The 16847-nt window shown below is 70.2% G+C and carries 10 protein-coding genes; all 10 read left to right on the forward strand.

Annotation, left to right across the window (positions count from 1 at the left end):
- Positions 1 to 34 precede the first annotated feature (34 nt).
- The 10 genes from QNO26_RS02275 to QNO26_RS02320 all read left to right on the forward strand — a co-directional run bounded on the left by QNO26_RS02275 (position 35) and on the right by QNO26_RS02320 (position 16806).
- Positions 35 to 646, forward strand: a complete 612-nt coding sequence (locus QNO26_RS02275) for a PadR family transcriptional regulator (RefSeq protein ID WP_257526238.1) — start codon at positions 35 to 37, stop codon at positions 644 to 646.
- Entirely contained in the window at positions 643 to 1374 is a 732-nt protein-coding gene (locus QNO26_RS02280; RefSeq protein WP_257526237.1) for an ABC transporter ATP-binding protein, read from the forward strand. Before QNO26_RS02275 ends, QNO26_RS02280 begins: the two co-directional genes overlap by 4 nt.
- Positions 1371 to 4235, forward strand: a complete 2865-nt coding sequence (locus tag QNO26_RS02285) for an FtsX-like permease family protein (protein ID WP_257526236.1) — start codon at positions 1371 to 1373, stop codon at positions 4233 to 4235. The genes QNO26_RS02280 and QNO26_RS02285 overlap by 4 nt, the downstream gene beginning before the upstream one ends.
- Positions 4236 to 4432: 197 nt before the next feature.
- Entirely contained in the window at positions 4433 to 7369 is a 2937-nt protein-coding gene (locus QNO26_RS02290; protein ID WP_257526235.1) for an immunoglobulin-like domain-containing protein, read from the forward strand.
- Between the two features lie 112 nt (positions 7370 to 7481).
- Positions 7482 to 9965 (forward strand): glycoside hydrolase family 43 protein, encoded by a 2484-nt coding sequence (locus QNO26_RS02295; RefSeq protein WP_257526234.1) that lies wholly within the window; start codon positions 7482 to 7484, stop codon positions 9963 to 9965.
- A 96-nt stretch (positions 9966 to 10061) separates the two neighbouring features.
- Positions 10062 to 12434 carry a family 43 glycosylhydrolase gene (locus QNO26_RS02300; protein WP_257526233.1) on the forward strand — a complete coding sequence of 791 codons (2373 nt, stop codon included), beginning with the start codon at positions 10062 to 10064 and terminating at the stop codon, positions 12432 to 12434.
- Positions 12435 to 12628: 194 nt separating this feature from the next.
- Positions 12629 to 13270: a hypothetical protein gene (locus QNO26_RS02305; RefSeq protein ID WP_257526232.1), complete on the forward strand. Its 642-nt coding sequence runs from the start codon at positions 12629 to 12631 to the stop codon at positions 13268 to 13270.
- A gap of 115 nt (positions 13271 to 13385) precedes the next feature.
- Positions 13386 to 14474 (forward strand): DUF916 domain-containing protein, encoded by a 1089-nt coding sequence (locus tag QNO26_RS02310; protein ID WP_257526230.1) that lies wholly within the window; start codon positions 13386 to 13388, stop codon positions 14472 to 14474.
- Positions 14475 to 14611: 137 nt separating this feature from the next.
- Entirely contained in the window at positions 14612 to 15628 is a 1017-nt protein-coding gene (locus QNO26_RS02315) for a LacI family DNA-binding transcriptional regulator (RefSeq protein WP_257526229.1), read from the forward strand.
- A 173-nt stretch (positions 15629 to 15801) separates the two neighbouring features.
- Positions 15802 to 16806: an ABC transporter substrate-binding protein gene (locus QNO26_RS02320; RefSeq protein WP_257526228.1), complete on the forward strand. Its 1005-nt coding sequence runs from the start codon at positions 15802 to 15804 to the stop codon at positions 16804 to 16806.
- Positions 16807 to 16847: the final 41 nt, after the last annotated feature.

A 16847-nucleotide genomic window follows, 5' to 3' on the forward strand; every position in this document is an offset into this window, starting at 1 on the left:
TCACATACGCGGTATGCATTGATGGGAGACACGGATGTCTGTGCGACAGAGCCTGCTGGCGATCCTCGACCAGGGGCCGTGCTACGGCTACCAGCTGCGGGCGGAGTTCGACCGCCGCACCGGGTCGACCTGGCCGCTGAATGTGGGCCAGATCTACAACACCCTCGACCGCCTCGAGCGCGACGGCCTCGTCGAGAAGGGCGACGTCGACGAGCAGGGGCACGTGTACTGGCAGATCACGGATGCCGGTCGGGCCGAGGTGCGCGCCTGGCTCGCCGCCTCGGTGGAACGCGGCCAGGGCACCCGAGACGAGCTGGCGATCAAGCTCGCCGTCGCCGCGACCCTCCCCGGCGTCGACGTCGGTGAGGTGATCCAGACGCAGCGCCGCGCGTCGCTCCTGCAGCTGCAGGAGCTGCAGCGCGCGAAGTACGCCGGTGCCGATCCGAACGGGCCGGAGGAATTGGCCTGGTCGCTCGTGGTCGACGCGATGATCTTCACCGCCGAGGCCGAGGTGCGCTGGCTCGACCACACCGAGCAGCGCCTGGCGTTGCATCCGCGCCACGCGATGGCGCTGGAGCTGTCGACCGAGAAGCCCAAGCGGGGTCGCCCCGCCAAGGCCGCCACCACGGCGGAGACGGCGCGATGACCGCCGCGACGGCCGGGCCGGTGCTGCGCCTGGTCGGCGTCACGCAGCAGTACGGCGTGGGGGAGACCGCGATCAGCGCGCTGGCGGGTGTCGACCTCGAGGTCGCCCGCGGCGAGCTGGTCGCCGTGATGGGCGCATCGGGCTCGGGCAAGTCGACGCTGCTGTCGATCGCCGGCGGCCTGCAGCGCCCGACGACGGGCGAGGTGATCGTCGAGGGCACCTACCTGTCCACGGCATCCGCACGCGAACTCGCGCGGCTGCGACGGCAGTCGCTCGGCTTCGTCTTCCAGGACTTCAATCTGATCCCGACCCTCACCGCCATGGAGAACGTCACGCTGCCGCTCGAGCTTGATGGCTTCCGGGCCCGGGTGGCACGCCGGGCCGGCAAGGATGCGCTGCAGTCGGTGGGCCTGGACGACAAGCTCGATGCCTACCCCGACGACCTCTCCGGTGGGCAGCAGCAGCGCGTCGCCATCGCCCGCGCCGTGGTCGGCGGACGCCGGCTGATCCTCGCCGACGAGCCCACCGGCGCCCTGGATTCGGTGACGGGCGAGGCGGTGATGCGGATGCTGCGCACACGAGTGGATGCCGGTGCCGTCGGCATCCTCGTCACGCACGAGCCCCGCCACGCGGCGTGGGCCGACCGCATCGTGTTCCTGCGCGATGGCCGGGTCGTCGACGAATCGCGCCGCACCGGCGCCGAGTCGCTGCTGAGTGACGCGCGATGACCGTCACCGCCCCGGCCCCCGATCTCGCGGGGCCGCCGTCCGACGATCCCACCGATCGTCCGCCCGCCGAGCGCCGCTCGATCTGGCCCCGCCTGCGCGCCGACCTGCGACTCGCCTCGCGCCAGGTGCGTCGCGGCTGGGCGTCGAGCCTGCTCGTGGTGACCCTTGTCGCCCTGCCGATGACGCTCGTGGCCGGCGGCATCGTGTTCGCCGTGAGCCATGTGCCCACGACCGAGGAGACGCTCACCGCGGAGCTGGGCCAGGCCGACAGCTGGGTCGCCGTCGTGTATGGTCCCGACCCATCGCTGCGGCAGTACCTCGACGACCCGTCGTGGTGGGAGATCGACCGCGACGACATGACCGGCATCCCGGCGAACGCGGAGCAGCCGATGCCGGAGAGCGCCGCGCCGCTGCTGCCGGCGGGGCTCGACCTGATGGAGATCGGCTTCGCCGCCGTCACCGCTGAGACCGCGGGCGGCACCGGCTCGCTCGCCGCCGTCATCGGCGAGGCCTGGGACCCCGCGCTCGACGGGCGCTTCGAACTGCACGACGGCCGCGCGCCGCGGGGCTCTGGCGAGGCGATGGTCTCGCCCGGTGCCCTCGAACGCCTCGGCGCGACGATCGGCGACGACCTGGTGCTCACCGAGCCCGCGGCATCTTTCACGATCACGGGAGTCATGACGCAGGCCGAGGACCCGGATGCCGCCGAGGTCGTCTTCCTGCCGGCGACCGCGTCACTCCGGGCCCTGCAGGTGGACGTGACGTCCACGCGCTGGTTCCTCCCGGAGTGGAGTCCCACCGCCGACGACATGGCAGAGCTCAACAGCGAAGGCCTCGTCGTGCTCGACCGGCAGCTGTACGCCAACCCGGGGGCCGGTGCGGCGCCGGGCTCGTCCGCCGCCTCGGTCTGGTCGATCGTGGCGATCGTGGCTGCTGCCGCAGCGTTCAGCGGCTACCTCGTGGTGCTGCTGGCGGGTGCCGCGTTCTCCGTCAGCGCCCGGCGACAGCAGCGCGCGCTCGCTGTCGCCGCGAGCGTCGGCGCCGGTCGCGGAGACGTGTTCCGTATCGTGCTGCTGCAGGGCACCGTGCTGGGTCTGGTCGGCGGCGTCATCGGCTCCGGACTCGGCATCGGGCTCGGCATCCTGTTCCTGCACCTGCTCGACGACGGTTCGGCTGCCGCGTTCTGGGGGCTGCACGTCCCGTGGCCGGCGCTCGTCGGTGTCGTCGCGTTCGCCGCGATCGTCGGCACGCTCGCCGCGCTGATGCCGGCGCGCGCCGCCACCCGCGGCGAGGTCATCGCTGCGCTGCGCGGCGCGCGGCGCCCGGTGCGCGTGCGCACCGACCGGCCGCTGTGGGGCTCGCTGCTGCTGGCGATCGGCATCGGCGTCACCGCGGCATCGGGGACCGTGCTCGCCACGGTCGAACCGATCGAAGGGGGCTCCCCGCATCCGCTGTGGGTCGCCGGCATCATCGGGATCATCGCCGGCCCGCTGCTGCTGCAGGTGGGCGTCATCCTCGCCGGTCACTGGCTGCTGACATTGCTTGCCCTCGTGTTGTCGCGGCTGGGCCTGGCCCCGCGCATTGCGGCCCGCGACGCCGCGGCCAATCCGGGCCGCATCGTTCCGGCCTTCGCCGCCATCGCCGCCGTTGCGTTCCTGTCGTCGGCTGCGCTCGGTGGGGTCGCTGTGGGCTTCGGTGCCGCGGAGCGTGGCTGGTTCTACCAGGCGCCGCTGGGCAGCGTCGCCCTCATGGCATCGCTCGGGGAGGCGGACGACCGGGGAGCGCAGCTCACGGCCGGCGAGGAGCGAGCGCGGGCGTTGCTCGCCCGCACCGACCCCGCCGCGGTGGCGCTCGTGCGTACCCAAGGCTGGCCCGGAACCTACGACGAGTCCGGGCTGCTGCGCAATCCCGACGTCACCGTGATCTCCCCGGCGCTGCAGGACTACGTCGACTGCGCGGATGCAGCGGTGGGAAACGCGAACTGCGTCCCCGCCGGCGCTGCGGCCGCCGGATACCACCACGCCCTTGCCGTGGTCGACGACGCCGACCTCGCTGCCGCGCTCGGGGTCGCCGTGCCCAGCTCCGCCCGCGCCGCCTTCCGCGACGGGGCGGCCATCGTCACCGACACCCGGTTCCTCACCGACGACGGGCTCGTGGAGGTGGCCACCGTGACCGCCGAGCAGGTAGACGGGTCTTGGGACGCGGCCACGGTACAGACGCGCGGCGACCGTTCGCTCGAGGTCGTCGATCTGCAGACGCCCGTGGCCTTGCCCTGGGGCGTGATCGTCTCGCCGCAGACAGCAGAGCGCCTCGGCGTAGGCTACGGCGGCTTCACCCTCGTCGCCGCCTACGACCAGCCGCTGTCCGTCACCGCACTGGACCGGCTGCGCGCCGAGGCCGAGGCCGCGTCGCGAATGAACCCCGACGTCTACATATGGCCCCAGCTCGAGAGCGGCCCGTCGGCCCCGGCCGGCTGGCTGTGGCTCATCCTCGGCGCGACGAGTGTCCTCGTGGTCGCCGCCAGCGCCGTCGCGCTCGGCCTGGCGCGGGTCGAGCGCCGTCCCGACGACGCGACGCTCGCCGCCGTGGGTGGCAGCAGGCGCCTGCGCCGCGGCATCGCGCTGTGGCAGGCGCTGGTGATCACCGGGCTGGGCACCGTGACGGGCGCCGTCGCCGGCATCCTGCCGGTGTGGGGCGTCGTGCTCGCCAGCGGGAACAGCTACAACCCGCCGCAGCTCACCGACCTGCCGTGGGCCTGGCTCGCACTGCTGGCCGTCGGCCTGCCGCTGGCGATCGCGATCGTGTCGTGGCTCGTGCCCCCGCGGCATCCGGATCTCACGCGCCGCACCGCCATCGCCTGATCAGTCGCGTCGCCGGGTCGACTCCCGCACGACCAGATGGGTCGGCAGCGGGGTCGACTCGGTGACGGCGTCGGGCTCCTCGACCGCCAGCAGCACCTTCTGCGCGCGGAGGGGCTTGCGGCCCTCGCTGTTAACGGTAACACTGTGCGCAAGGTCGCGACCGGCGGCCGATGAGAGATACGAAGGGGTATCTGATCATGGATCAATCGCGACCTTCCGCCGTGCCTCACCGACGGCGCCTGGCCGGTCTGCTCACCGTCGCCGCCCTGTGTCTCGGCGGCGCCGTGGCGACGCCCGCGCTCGCGGCAGCGCCCGAGGGCGACATCACCGACGGGCTCGTGCACCGCTTCGTGCTGGATGAGACGTCGGGCACCGTGCTCGCCAACACCGGGTCGGCGGGAGCGGCCGCGAACGCCACGCTCGTGAACCCCGAACGCGTGGCGCTCACCGGCTCGGGCGTGCGGTTCAACCCCGACGACTACGCCTACTCCCTCGAGGGCGGCTACGCGCAGCTGCCGGCTGATCTCACCGCCGGCATGTCCTCGGTCACCGTCGACTACGACATCTGGATCGACCCTGCCAACGTGGGCGAGCATCAGATCTGGGGCATCGGCGCGAAGGCGTCGTGCGACGACGCCGCGGGCCAGCAGGGCCAGCTCTTGTCCTCCAACACCCAGCGGCTGCGGGTGGCTGTCGGCACGGTCAACGTGCAGCAGAACCGCGTGCGCCTGGCCGAAGGAGTCTGGAAGCACGTCACCTACACGCAGGCACAGAATCCCGACGGCACCACGTGGACGGGCACGCTCTACGTCGACGGAGTGCAGCACGCGCAGGCCGCCGACATCACCACCTCCCCGGCGGTGAACGCTGCGGGGACGAACTGCAACTACCTCGCCCGGTCGCAGAACCCGGGTCACTACGCATTCCGCGGAACCCTGTCGGACTTCCGTGTCTACGATCGGGCGCTCAGCGCCGACGAGGCCGCCACGCGGGCGCACGCCGGAAACGAGGACGGCGTCGCGGCCGATGCCGACGCGATCGATCTCGGCCTGACGTCCGCGGTCGTGACCGACCTCGAGCTCCCGCACCTCGGCGACGTCGCGGGGTCGACGATCTCCTGGGAATCCTCCGACGACACCGTCATCGACGTCGTCACCCCGCCCGCGGTCAACAGCGCGCGCAAGGTCCCGATCCGCGGGGTGATCACCCGTCCGCCGCTCGGCGCTTCCGACGCGCAGGCGGTGCTCACGGCGACTGTGCGCAAGGGGCCCGACTCCGTCACGCAGCGGGAGATCCCCATCACGGTCAAGGCCGAGTTCGACAGCGCCCAGTCCGTCGAGCGGGACACCCTCGAGCTCGAGCTGTACGCGACCGATGACGTCCGTGGCCACATCGATCTGCCTGCCGAGGGCGACTGGGGTTCCGTCATCACCTGGGAGTCCAGCGACGCGGCGATCTCCCCCACCGGCGAGGTGACGCGGCCCGCCTACGGTCAACCGGAGCATCGGGCGACCCTGATCGCCACCGTCTCGGGGGACGGTGTCTCCCAGCAGAAGAGCTTCGACGTCGTCGTGAAGCCCCTGCCCCGAGACGAGGAGTACGAGCGGTACTTCCTCGGGTACTTCAAGGGCGAAGGTCAGGCCGACGGGGAGCAGATCATGTTCGCCACCTCGAACGGCAACACCGCCCTCGACTGGACGGGGCTGACCGGGGGGATGCCGTCGCTCGTGTCCCAGCTGGGCGATCAGGGACTGCGCGACCCGCACATCGTGCGCTCGCCCGACGGCGACACGTTCTACATGATCGCGACCGACCTAAACTGGTACGACCAGGGCGGCTATGCGATCAACGACACGCAGTACATCGAGGTGTTCGAGTCGAACGACCTCGTCAACTGGACGCCGCAGCGCCACGTGAAGGTCGCCCCGGACGATGCGGGCAATGCCTTCGCACCGGAGTCGCTGTGGGTGGACGAGATCGGCGCCTACGCGGTCTTCTGGGCCCAGTCCCTGTGGAGCGACCCCGTCAACCGCACCGGACAGGGGAACGCGCAGATGTGGTACAACACCACCCGCGACTTCCAGACCTTCTCGGAGCCGCAGGTCTGGCAGAACCCCGCTCCCCAGTCGCGTATCGACACGACCGCCATCAAGGTCGATGACACCTACTATCGGGTGACCAAGAACGAGGCGGGCAACGCCGGGTCGGACATCTTCTCGGAGAAGAACGCGGACTTCCTCGACAGCGACATCTCCGCGTGGGAGCTGGTGGCCCCCGCGCTGGGACGCACGACCTGGCAGCCGGACGCCGGCTACGAGGGTCCGGTGATCTTCGAGGCGAACCCCGGTGACACGGCGTGCCCCGGCCAGTTCTACCTGTGGGGTGACCGCTACACCAACGGCGGCGGATACCAGGCGGCGTGCGAGGCGGACATCGAGGCGCAGACCTGGAACCCCAAGACCATCACGATGACCAACGCGGGCGTGCCGCGGCCGCGGCACGGGACGGTCATCCCGCTGACGCTGCGCGAGTGGAACAACATCCGAGGCATCGCGAACGAAGACGTCGACACGACGACGGAACTGGTCGTGGCGGATGCCGTCGAGGGGGAGGCCGCGGTCGCCACCGCGACGGTCACCGCGTCGGACGGCTTCCAGACCGGAGGTCAGGTGCGGTTCTCGGTGGGCGACTGGTCCGCAGAGGCGTACCTCGAGGACGGCAGCGCGTCGGTGACGCTCCCGGCCGACCTCGCCGCCGGCGCCTCCGAGGTGACGGCGCAGTTCCTCGGCCATGAGATCCTGCGTGCGTCACAGGCGCAGGTGGACTTCGAGGTCACTCCGGCGGTGCCGGCGGCGGTGACCGTCAGCGAGCGCTGCGCGGCGGGGAAGCTGCTGCTCACCGTTCGCGTCGAGAACGCCGGGGAGCAGGAGATGTCGGCGCGTGTCGAATCCGACTTCGGCGCGAAGACCTTCGCGTCGGTGGCGGCAGGCGCGGGCGCGACGCACGCCTTCACCACGCGGCAGGCTGCGGTGCCGGCGGGCGCGGTCACGGTGACCGTCACCGCGGAGACCTCGGGCGGGCCGCGGGAGTCGGTGTACGAGACCGAATACGGGGCACTGTCCTGCGGGCGGTGATGCCCACGGGTGGGGGCTGTCCTCCGGCCCCCACCCGCTCGGCCCGTCCGACCGGACGAGCCCCCCGAACGTCTCGCGGTGATCGACCGCTCGACACGGCGAAGGAGCCGACATGTCCCACGACGCAGCCGCCGATGCGCGCGGCGCAGCCTCCCGGCGCACGGGGGTCCGCAACGGGAGGACCGCTCTCACGGCGCTGCTCACGGTGTGCGCCGTGATCGGCGTGGTCCTCGCTCCGTCGGGGGAGAAGGCCCAGGCCGCCCCCGAGTGGGAGCCGGATCCCTCCTACACCTCCACGGACGACGGCGACGGCACCTACCGCGTGCCCCTGCTCAACTCCGACGTCCCCGACGTGTCGGTCGAGCGCCTCCCCGCCGATCAGAACGCGGAGGGGCGTGACATCTACTACATGATCAGCACCACGATGCACCTGAGCCCCGGCGCACCCATCATGAAGTCGTACGACCTGGTGAACTGGGAGATCGTCAACTACGTCTTCGACCGCGCCGACATCAGCGACTCCTTCTCGCTGCGCAACGGCGAGACCTCGTACGGCCAGGGTCAGTGGGCGTCGTCGCTGCGCCACCACGACGGCAAATGGTACGTCGCGTTCAACACGAACAACCTCGGCGGGTCGTATCTCTACGTCACCGAGGACATCGACGCGGGGCGGTGGGAGCGCATTCCGCTCGGCCGCTCGTACCACGACCCGTCGCTGTTCTTCGATGTGGACGGCACGCCGTACATCTTCTACGGCTCGGGGTCGACCAGCGCGGTCAAGCTCAGCGCGGACTTCTCCGAGGTGCTCGGCGAGTATCCGCAGATCATCCGGCCCGGCGACTACCCCGGTGCCCCCGTCGGCGGGCTGTTCGAAGGGGCGCAGGTCACCTTCATCGACGGGCAGTACTACATCGTGATCATCACCTGGCCGCCCGGGCAGGGCCGGCAGGTGGTGCTGTTCCGCTCCGACGAGCTGCTGGGCCGCTACGCGACCGAGGACGGCAGCAACCCGTACGAGGCGCGCGGCGTCCTCAACTCCAACGGCTTCGCGCAGGGCAGCCTCGTCCCCATCGAGCAGGACGGCGACCTGACCTACTGGGGCATGTTCTTCCGTGACACCTTCCCCATCGGCCGCATCCCGGCGCTCATCCCGGCCACCTGGGGTGCGGACGGATGGCCGACCTTCGGCAACGCCGGCAGCGTCCCGGTGAACGGGTCGTTCGCCAAGCCCATCCGGTTGAGCGAGGCGGAGGAGCGGCTGGAGCGGCAGAAGAGCATCGTGGCATCCGACGACTTCGCCAACGACGCCCCGCACCGCGCATACATGGACGAGGAATGGGCCATCCCGCCCGAGGCGGACTCCGCGCCCGATCGCGAGTATCCGCACCCGGACGAGGTCGCACCGAACGGGTCGCGACTGGCGATGCAGTGGCAGTGGAACCACGCCCCCGACAACCGGTACTGGTCGCTCACCGAACGCGAGGGCTGGCTCACGCTCACCAACGGCCGAGTCGTCACGGGGGAGTTCCGGCACACCAAGCTCGCCGCAGACGACGAGCTGGCCTGGCTCGAGGAGGCGCGCAACACCCTGACCCAGCGCACGTTCGGACCGAGCCAGTCGGCCGAGACGAAGCTCGACATCTCCGGGATGAAGGACGGCGACGTGGCGGGTCTCGCCGCCTTCGGCCGCAACTTCTCCTACGTGGGCGTCAAGCGTGAAAGCGGCGCGACCACGGTCGGAGTGGTCAACCGCGTCGCCCCTTTCACCGCCGACATCGACCAGCGCGCGGTGGAGGAGTTCCTGCCCGGTACCACGGTGGACCTCGGCGACGCCACGGAGATCCACCTCAAGGCGGACCTCGACTTCGCCGCCCCCGCCGGTCAGCTCTGGACGAGCTTCCTCTACAGCTTCGACGGCGTGGAGTGGAACGAGCTCGGCGGTCGCGTCGGCCCCCAGACGCTCGACGGAACGCTCACGCACTTCATGGGTCACCGGATCGGCCTGTTCACCTACGCGACGCAGCAAGCGGGCGGCCGGGTCGACGTCGACCACTTCCTGCTCAGCGACGTGCGGACCGCCCAGAACCTCCCCCTCGACACCGGCCAGCTCGACGCGGCGATCAGCCACGCGCGCACGCTCTCCGAGGCGGCCTACCCCGCGGATGCCTGGACTGCCATGCAGGCGGCGCTGGCATCGGCCGAAGCCGCTCGAGCTGGGAGCCTCGGCACCCAGAACCAGATCGACGCCCCCGCTCGCGCACTCGGTCTCGAGCTTGCGCGGCTGGGTGTGATCGAGGCCGGGCAGCCGCAACTCGCCGTCACGGTCTCGGCGTCGTGGCGGTGCCTGGCAGGAAAGGCCCTGCTGACGGTGCGCGTCGACAACCGCGAGGACGTCCCCGTGACCGTCGCGCTGTCGTCGGACTACGCGGACAAGACGCTCACCGTGGCACCCGGCGGCTCCGCCGCGCACGCCTTCTCGACGCGTGAGGCATCGCCCCCGGCGGGCTCCCTCATCGCGAACACGACCGCGATCGTCGACGGAGAGGAGGTGTCGACGCGGGCCGTCACACCCTACGCCGGCCATTCGTGCCGGTGAGCAGCCCGCCGCGCGGGCATCGGATCAACACGACAGACAAAGGAGAGGTCTTTGCGTACACGCAGTGACAGGCGATCACCGATGAGGGTGATCGCGATGACAGCGGCCGGAGTGCTGCTGGCAGCCGGACTCGCCGTCGGCAGCCCGGTGCACGCCGCCGACGAGGAGCTCATCGTCAACGGTGGCTTCGAGGACGGTCTGCAGGGGTGGTTCGCGAACAACGGCAATGCCGCCGACGGGGCCACGCTCACCCTCACCGACGATGCATCCACCGGCGCACAGGCCGTTCGGGTCACCGACAGGACGACGACGGGCTCGGGTCCCATGCAGGATCTGTCCGGCAAGCTGCAGGCCGGGGAGACCTACACCGTCACGGCGCGGGTGAAGTACGACGATCCCGCCAGCCCCGCGACGAAGCAGTTCTTCATCACGATGCACTACGGCGGCGGCAGCTACACCAACCTCGGCACCACCACCCCCGCACGGGGCGAGTGGGGCTCGATCAACGCCACCTTCACGATCCCCGCAGATCAGAACGCCTCGACGGCACGGATCTTCGTGGAGACCCCCTGGACGCAGGACCCGCAGTCGGCGCCCGATGTGCACCTCATGGACTTCACCGTCGACGACGTCTCGCTGGTCGGCAGCGCGCCGCCCCCGCCGGCATCCAAGACGATCGAGGTCGTCGGCAAGCTTCCCGGCGACCACAACCCGCTGATCGGCCACAAGTTCGGCGCCGACGGCTACGGGTTCGCCCACGACGGGCGTGTGTACATGTACATGACCAACGACACGCAGGGGTACGCCCCCGACCCCGTGACGGGGGTGTCGCGTCAGATCAACTACGGCGACATCAACCAGATCACGCTGATCTCGACCACCGACATGGTCAACTGGGTCGACCACGGTGAGATCCCCGTCGCCGGCCCCAACGGCGTGGCGCCCTATACGGGCAACTCCTGGGCTCCCGGCATGGCGAGCAACGTCGTCGACGGCGAGGAGAAGTTCTTCCTTTACTACGCCAACGGCGGCGGGTCGAGCAACGTGATCGTGGGCGACTCGCCTTTCGGCCCGTGGTCCAACGAGCGCACGAGCCCGCTGATCACCTCGGCGACGCCGGGTGCGGCCGGCGTGAGCTGGCTCTTCGACCCGGCTCCGCTGGTGGACGACGACGGGCGATCGTATCTGTACTTCGGCGGCGGCCCGGCTTCGACGGCCTTCCCGCCCGCAGAGCGGTACAACAACCCGAAGAACCTGCGCGTCATCGAGCTGGGCGACGACATGGTCTCCACCCAGGGCACCGCCGCAGTGGTGGATGCCCCGGTGGCGTTCGAGGCTGCCCAGGTGTTCAAGCGCGGGGACACCTACTACCTGTCCTACTCGTCGCACTTCGGCGGCAACGACTTCGGCGGCAACCAGACGCCGCTCCCGGGCTACCCGGGTGGCGGACAGATCGGCTACATGATGTCGGACGACCCGATGTCGTGGCCGAAGGAGACGTACGCCGGGGTCATGTTCCCGAACCAGTCCCAGTTCTTCGGCGCCGGCACCGGTGGCAACAACCACCAGTCGGTCTTCGAATACGAGGGCAAGTTCTACTTCACCTATCACGCGCCGACCCTCAACAAGCGGATCACCGGCGACACCACCCAGGGCTACCGCAGCCCTCACATCCAGGAGCTCACCTTCCGTGAGGACGGCACCGTGAACCAGGTCGTCGGCACCTATGCCGGCGCCGAGCAGGTGCGCGACTTCGATCCGTACCGCACGTTCGAGGCCGAGACGCTGGGGTGGAGCAAGGGCATCGCCACCGCGAAGATCGCGGACGGATCGAGCGAGTTCGGCGAGACGGCCCCCAACCTGGCCGTCACCGACATCGACGACGGTGACTGGACGGCGCTGTCTTCGGTGGCGTTCGGTGACGAGGGAGCCCGGTCGGTCACGGTCGGCGTCAAGCCGCTGCAGGACGGCGGCCGGATCGACGTGCGCGCCGGCGGTGCGGACGGCGAGATCCTCGGCACCATCCCGGTCGACGGGCCTCTGGGCGAGTGGACGCAGCTGACCGCGGAGCTCGACGCGGCGGTGGGAACGCATGACGTGTTCTTCACGTATGCCGGCCCCGAGGGTGACCTGTTCGAACTGGACTCCTGGTCGTTCGAACAGGCAGGGGCTGCCCCCGCGCTCGACGTGACGGCCGTCGCCTCGGTCCGCTGCGTCGCCGGCAAGGCCGCGGTGACGGTGCAGGTGGTGAACGAAGACGAGGTCCCGGTGGCCGTGCGTCTGGACTCGGACTTCGCGTCGAAGTCCTTCGCTGCGGTCGCCCCGGGCGCCTCGGTGGCCCACACGTTCACCACCCGCCAGGGTTCGGTGCCCGACGGGGAGGTGACCGCCGCCGCCACGGCGACGGTCGATGGGGAGGCGGTGGCCGCCGACCTCCGCGTGCCTTACTCCGCTCGCTCCTGCCAGTGAGCACGTGGCCCCCGGGGAGCGCTTCCCCGGGGGCCCGCCGACTCCGGAATCTTCCTTGTCAGCGATCTGCGTCATCGGTAACGTCGCAACGCATCCACCGCGAGGATTCCGAAGTCTCTGAGAACGACAACCGGAACGCCCGGGTGTTTTTGGGGCCGGCCGACGTGGACGTCGACCGGAGAATGGAGAAAGCAATGAAGTTTTCCACAGGAATGACCGCGCGGCTCGCGGTCGCCGCCGTCGGTGGCCTCGTGCTCGCCGGCACCGCCGGCGCCGCGTTCGCGGTCGACGCGTACGGTGATGAAGAGGTCGAGGTCAGTGTCTCGATCGCGCCCGCGACGGGATCGGGCTCACTCAGCCTGTCGGTGGCCGGCACGTCGTCCTCCCTCACCGAAGTGGCCTCGGGTGAGCCGGAGGTGCGTCGGTTCGACGGCGGGCTGCCAGAAGTCACCGTCACGGACACGCGCGAGGCGGCGGAGATCGGAGCCGATCGCTGGTGGTACGTCGTCGGTCAAGCCACCGACTTCGCCGGCGACAGCGGCCAGCCCGCCATCAGCGCCGGCAACCTCGGCTGGGCACCCGACGTCATCGACGAGGGAGACGGCCTGGTCATGGAGGGCGACCAGGTGGACACGATCGTCGATGACGGGCCGGATGCGGTGGGGCTGGTCGGCCAGGAGCTGCTGTACGCAGCCTTCGATTCGGCCACCCTGGCCGAGTCGGGGGAGACGTCGTGGTCCGCCACGGCCGCGCTCTTCCTGAAGACCGGCGCGGACGTCGCCCCGGGCGACTACTCGTCCACGGTGACGCTGTCGCTGTTCGAGGACGTGCTCTGACGAGGAGGGTCCGCCGTCGCCTCGGATGAGGCGTATCCGGATCGAAGGCGCCATCGGGGGAATCGGGGCTGTCCTGGCCACGATTCCCCCGATGATCGCGCGAAGGGGGAGGGTCATGAGCACCAGTGTGAAGACCGGCGCCGGGTTGCTGGGACGGGCGGCGCTTGTCCTCGGCGTCGTCGCGGCGCTGTGCGTGGCGGCTCCCGTCGCGCATGCCGACGACGGGACGATCACGTGGGCGGTGACCCCGGCCACCGAGTCCGGCCCCGACGGCCGCGGCATCATCGAGCAGGAACTCGATCCGGGCGCTTCTACCCAGGATCACTTCGCGGTGCGAAACCTCAGCACCGTCACCGTCACGTTCCGACTGACCGCGGCGGACGGCTACTACACCGCGAACGGTCGCTTCGACATGCTGCCCTCCTCGGAGGAGTCGGTGGATGCCGGCACCTGGATCGACCTGCCCCCGAGCGTGACGGTCGAACCGAACGCGACGGCAGTTGTGCCGTTCACCACGACCGTTCCCGATGACGCGATGCCGGGAGATCACGCCGCGGGCATCGCGGCCTCGGTGCTCTCCGCCGGCACGGATGCCGCGGGATCCGAGGTCGGCGTGGAGAGCCGCATCGGGTTCCGGCTCATGACCCGCGTCACGGGAGAGATCACGCCGGCCGTCGAGATCACCGAAGCCGGGGGCGCGTACGACCTCTCCTGGAATCCGTTCCGGCCGGGGTCCGCCACGGTCGACTTCACGGTGCGCAACACCGGGAACACGAGCGTGGCGCTGGCCGGGGCGGTGACCGCCGGCACCGGCTCGACCGCGTTCCCCGCGGCCGGCCAGCCGCAGTACCCGCTGCTCCCCGGCGCCGAGCGCTCCTTCTCGCTGCCCGTGAGCGACGTCTGGCCGCTGCTGCTGGTGCCCACGGCCATCTCGCTCACCCCCTCCGCCTACGACTTCGGCGGCGACTCCGTCCCGATCTCCGCGGTGACCGCCGACCTCGCGCTCTGGGCGATCCCCGCACCCCAGCTCGGCCTCGTCATCGGCGTCGCGCTGATCCTCACGGCTCTGTTCTGGGGGAGGCGCCGGTCCGCCCGCAATCTGGCCTCGGCCCTGGCGGCCGCGCGGGAAGAGGGCCGTGCCGCCGCGGCCGGGCAGGCGGCATCCGCTGATCGGCCCCGTTCAGACGGTCTCCCCACGCCCTGAGGGGCGAGCCGTCGATGAGATCGCCCGGTCGCACCGCCGCCGACGACGCCGAGGCGGTGGTCGCACGGGAACTCGGGTCGGCCGCGAAGTGGCGGTCGACTCCAGCACCCACCATGCTTGTGCTGCTGGAGGCATAAGTGAACGACCCGAATCGCGGCTGGCAGCGGCCGAGCATCTACGACGTGGCCAAGCAGGCAGGCGTCTCGCACATGACCGTCTCGCGCGTCCTGAACGGCCACCCCAACATCCGCGAGTCGACGCGCCTGCGCGTGCTGCAGGCCATCGATGAGATGAACTACACGCGCAGCTCGATCGCGCGGGCGCTGGCCACCCGCCGTGCGATGCGCATCGGCGTGCTCGTGGACGGACCGCTGCAGTACGGGCCGAATAGCACGCTGCGGGCGCTCGAGAGTGCCGCGCGACGCGTCGGGTACGCCATCAGCGCCTTCTCCATCTCCGAAGACGAGCAGTCCCAGATCAACGACGGCGTCGTCGAATTGGTCACGCAGGGCGTGGATGCGCTGTGCGTCATCGCCCCGCGCGCGTCGTCGCTGGACATCCTCCGGCAGCAGAGCACCGGGCTTCCCACCATCGTGGTGAAGGCCGAGCAGGACGACGTCTGGCACTCGGTGGCCGTGGATCAGCGCGGGGGCGCAACGCTGGCCGTGACCCACCTCATCGAGCGGGGTCATCGCTCGATCCTCCATCTGTCCGGACCGCTGGACTGGTATGACGCCCGCGAACGCGACGGCGGGTGGCGAGATGCGCTCGCGCTCGCCGGGTTGCCGATCCCGAAGTCGATCTCGGGTGACTGGACCTCCGATTTCGGCTACGCGATCGGGCGCGACTTCGAGCCCGACGGCGTGACCGCCGTCTTCGCGGCCAACGACCAGATGGCGCTGGGCTTCGTGCACGGCCTGTGGGAGCAGGGATTGCGCGTTCCGCACGACATCAGCGTCGTGGGGTTCGACGACCTGCCGGACGCTCGTCATTTCCTGCCGCCCCTGACGACGGTGCGACAGGATTTCGCCGCGCTCGGCGAGCTGGCGCTGCAGCAGATCATCGCCGCCATCGGCGGAGAGGCCCGCGTGCAGCACGACATGATCGAGCCGAAGCTGATCGTGCGGGGCTCGACGGGGCGTCCGCCTGCGTGAGACCGACCCGGGCGGGCGCCTCGGGGCAGCGGTAACGAGAGGGTAACGAATCGGAATCGCACGCTTGCCATTTGGGATGTTAGCGCGCACAGTTGACTCGCACATACCCGAGCGTGCTGGCAAGCACGCCTTTCACTTCGACGAATGAACGCCGAAGTTCTCAAGGAGGAGAAATGGCACAGAAGAAGCGGATGCGCGGCCTGCTGGGGTTCATCGGGGCGGGAGCCCTCGCCCTGGGGTTGGCCGGCTGCGCGAGCGGCGGCGGCGGCGGGGGAGACTCCGACGCCGGCGGTGACGGCGACCTGATCACCGTCGGCTTCGTGGCGGTCGGCCCCGAGGGTGCCTGGCGTGAAGCCAACGAGAAGAACATCCAGTCGACCTTCACCGAGGACGCCGGGTACGAGCTCAAGTACGCACCGGCGACGAACCTCGACCAGAAGTCCCAGATCGACGCGTTCACGTCGTTCGTGGATGAAGGCGTCGACGTCATTCTGCTCTCGGCAACGGAGGCATCAGGCTGGGAGGACTCGCTCAAGCGCGCTCAGGAGGCCGAGATCCCGGTCGTGCTGCTGGACCGGGGCATCGAGCCCGACGACACGAGCCTGTACGTGACCCGCATCGCCCCGGACAACATCGTCGTCGCAGAGGCGGTCGGCGACTGGGCGGTGTCGCAGTTCCCCGACGGCGGCAACTACATCGTGCTGGAAGGCCCGGCCGGCGTCGGCGTCGTCAACGAGCGCAACGAGGGCTGGGATGCCGCCGTCGACGGCTCCGCGCTCGTGAAGGTCGCGGCGCAGACCGCCAACTGGTCGGCTGAGGAGGGCAAGAGCGTCACCGAGACCCTTCTGAAGGCCAACGGCAACGACATCCAGCTGATCTTCGCCCAGAACGACGAGATGGGACTCGGTGCGGCGCAGGCCGTCGAAGAGGCCGGCCTGACGCCGGGTGTCGACGTGAAGATCGCCACCATCGACGGCACGCGCGCAGCGATGGAAGCGCTCGCCGAAGGCCAGTTGAGCTTCGTGCACGAGTACAACCCGCTGTTCGGCGAGACCGCGATGGAGGTCGTCGAGAAGGCGCTCAACGGTGACGAGGTGGAGTCGTACATCATCGTCCCCAGCACCGCCTTCGACTCGCCTGAGGCAGCCGACAGCGTCCTCGCCGACCGCCAGTACTGAGGGTCGGGCGCTCCGGCGCCCGCCTCGGAGTCATCGACCAG

Source organism: Microbacterium sp. zg-Y1090 (genome assembly GCF_030246945.1).
In the GTDB taxonomy this organism is placed as follows: Bacteria; Actinomycetota; Actinomycetes; order Actinomycetales; family Microbacteriaceae; genus Microbacterium; species Microbacterium wangruii.

What these genes read in the sequence shown, in the direction of transcription:
- QNO26_RS02300 (WP_257526233.1), top strand. Translation starts at nt 10,062, where the DNA reads ATGACAGCGGCCGGAGTGCTGCTGGCAGCCGGACTCGCCGTCGGCAGC.
- QNO26_RS02285 (WP_257526236.1), top strand. Translation starts at nt 1,371, where the DNA reads ATGACCGTCACCGCCCCGGCCCCCGATCTCGCGGGGCCGCCGTCCGAC.
- QNO26_RS02280 (WP_257526237.1), top strand. Translation starts at nt 643, where the DNA reads ATGACCGCCGCGACGGCCGGGCCGGTGCTGCGCCTGGTCGGCGTCACG.
- QNO26_RS02320 (WP_257526228.1), top strand. Translation starts at nt 15,802, where the DNA reads ATGGCACAGAAGAAGCGGATGCGCGGCCTGCTGGGGTTCATCGGGGCG.
- QNO26_RS02275 (WP_257526238.1), top strand. Translation starts at nt 35, where the DNA reads ATGTCTGTGCGACAGAGCCTGCTGGCGATCCTCGACCAGGGGCCGTGC.
- QNO26_RS02310 (WP_257526230.1), top strand. Translation starts at nt 13,386, where the DNA reads ATGAGCACCAGTGTGAAGACCGGCGCCGGGTTGCTGGGACGGGCGGCG.
- QNO26_RS02305 (WP_257526232.1), top strand. Translation starts at nt 12,629, where the DNA reads ATGAAGTTTTCCACAGGAATGACCGCGCGGCTCGCGGTCGCCGCCGTC.
- QNO26_RS02290 (WP_257526235.1), top strand. Translation starts at nt 4,433, where the DNA reads ATGGATCAATCGCGACCTTCCGCCGTGCCTCACCGACGGCGCCTGGCC.
- QNO26_RS02295 (WP_257526234.1), top strand. Translation starts at nt 7,482, where the DNA reads ATGTCCCACGACGCAGCCGCCGATGCGCGCGGCGCAGCCTCCCGGCGC.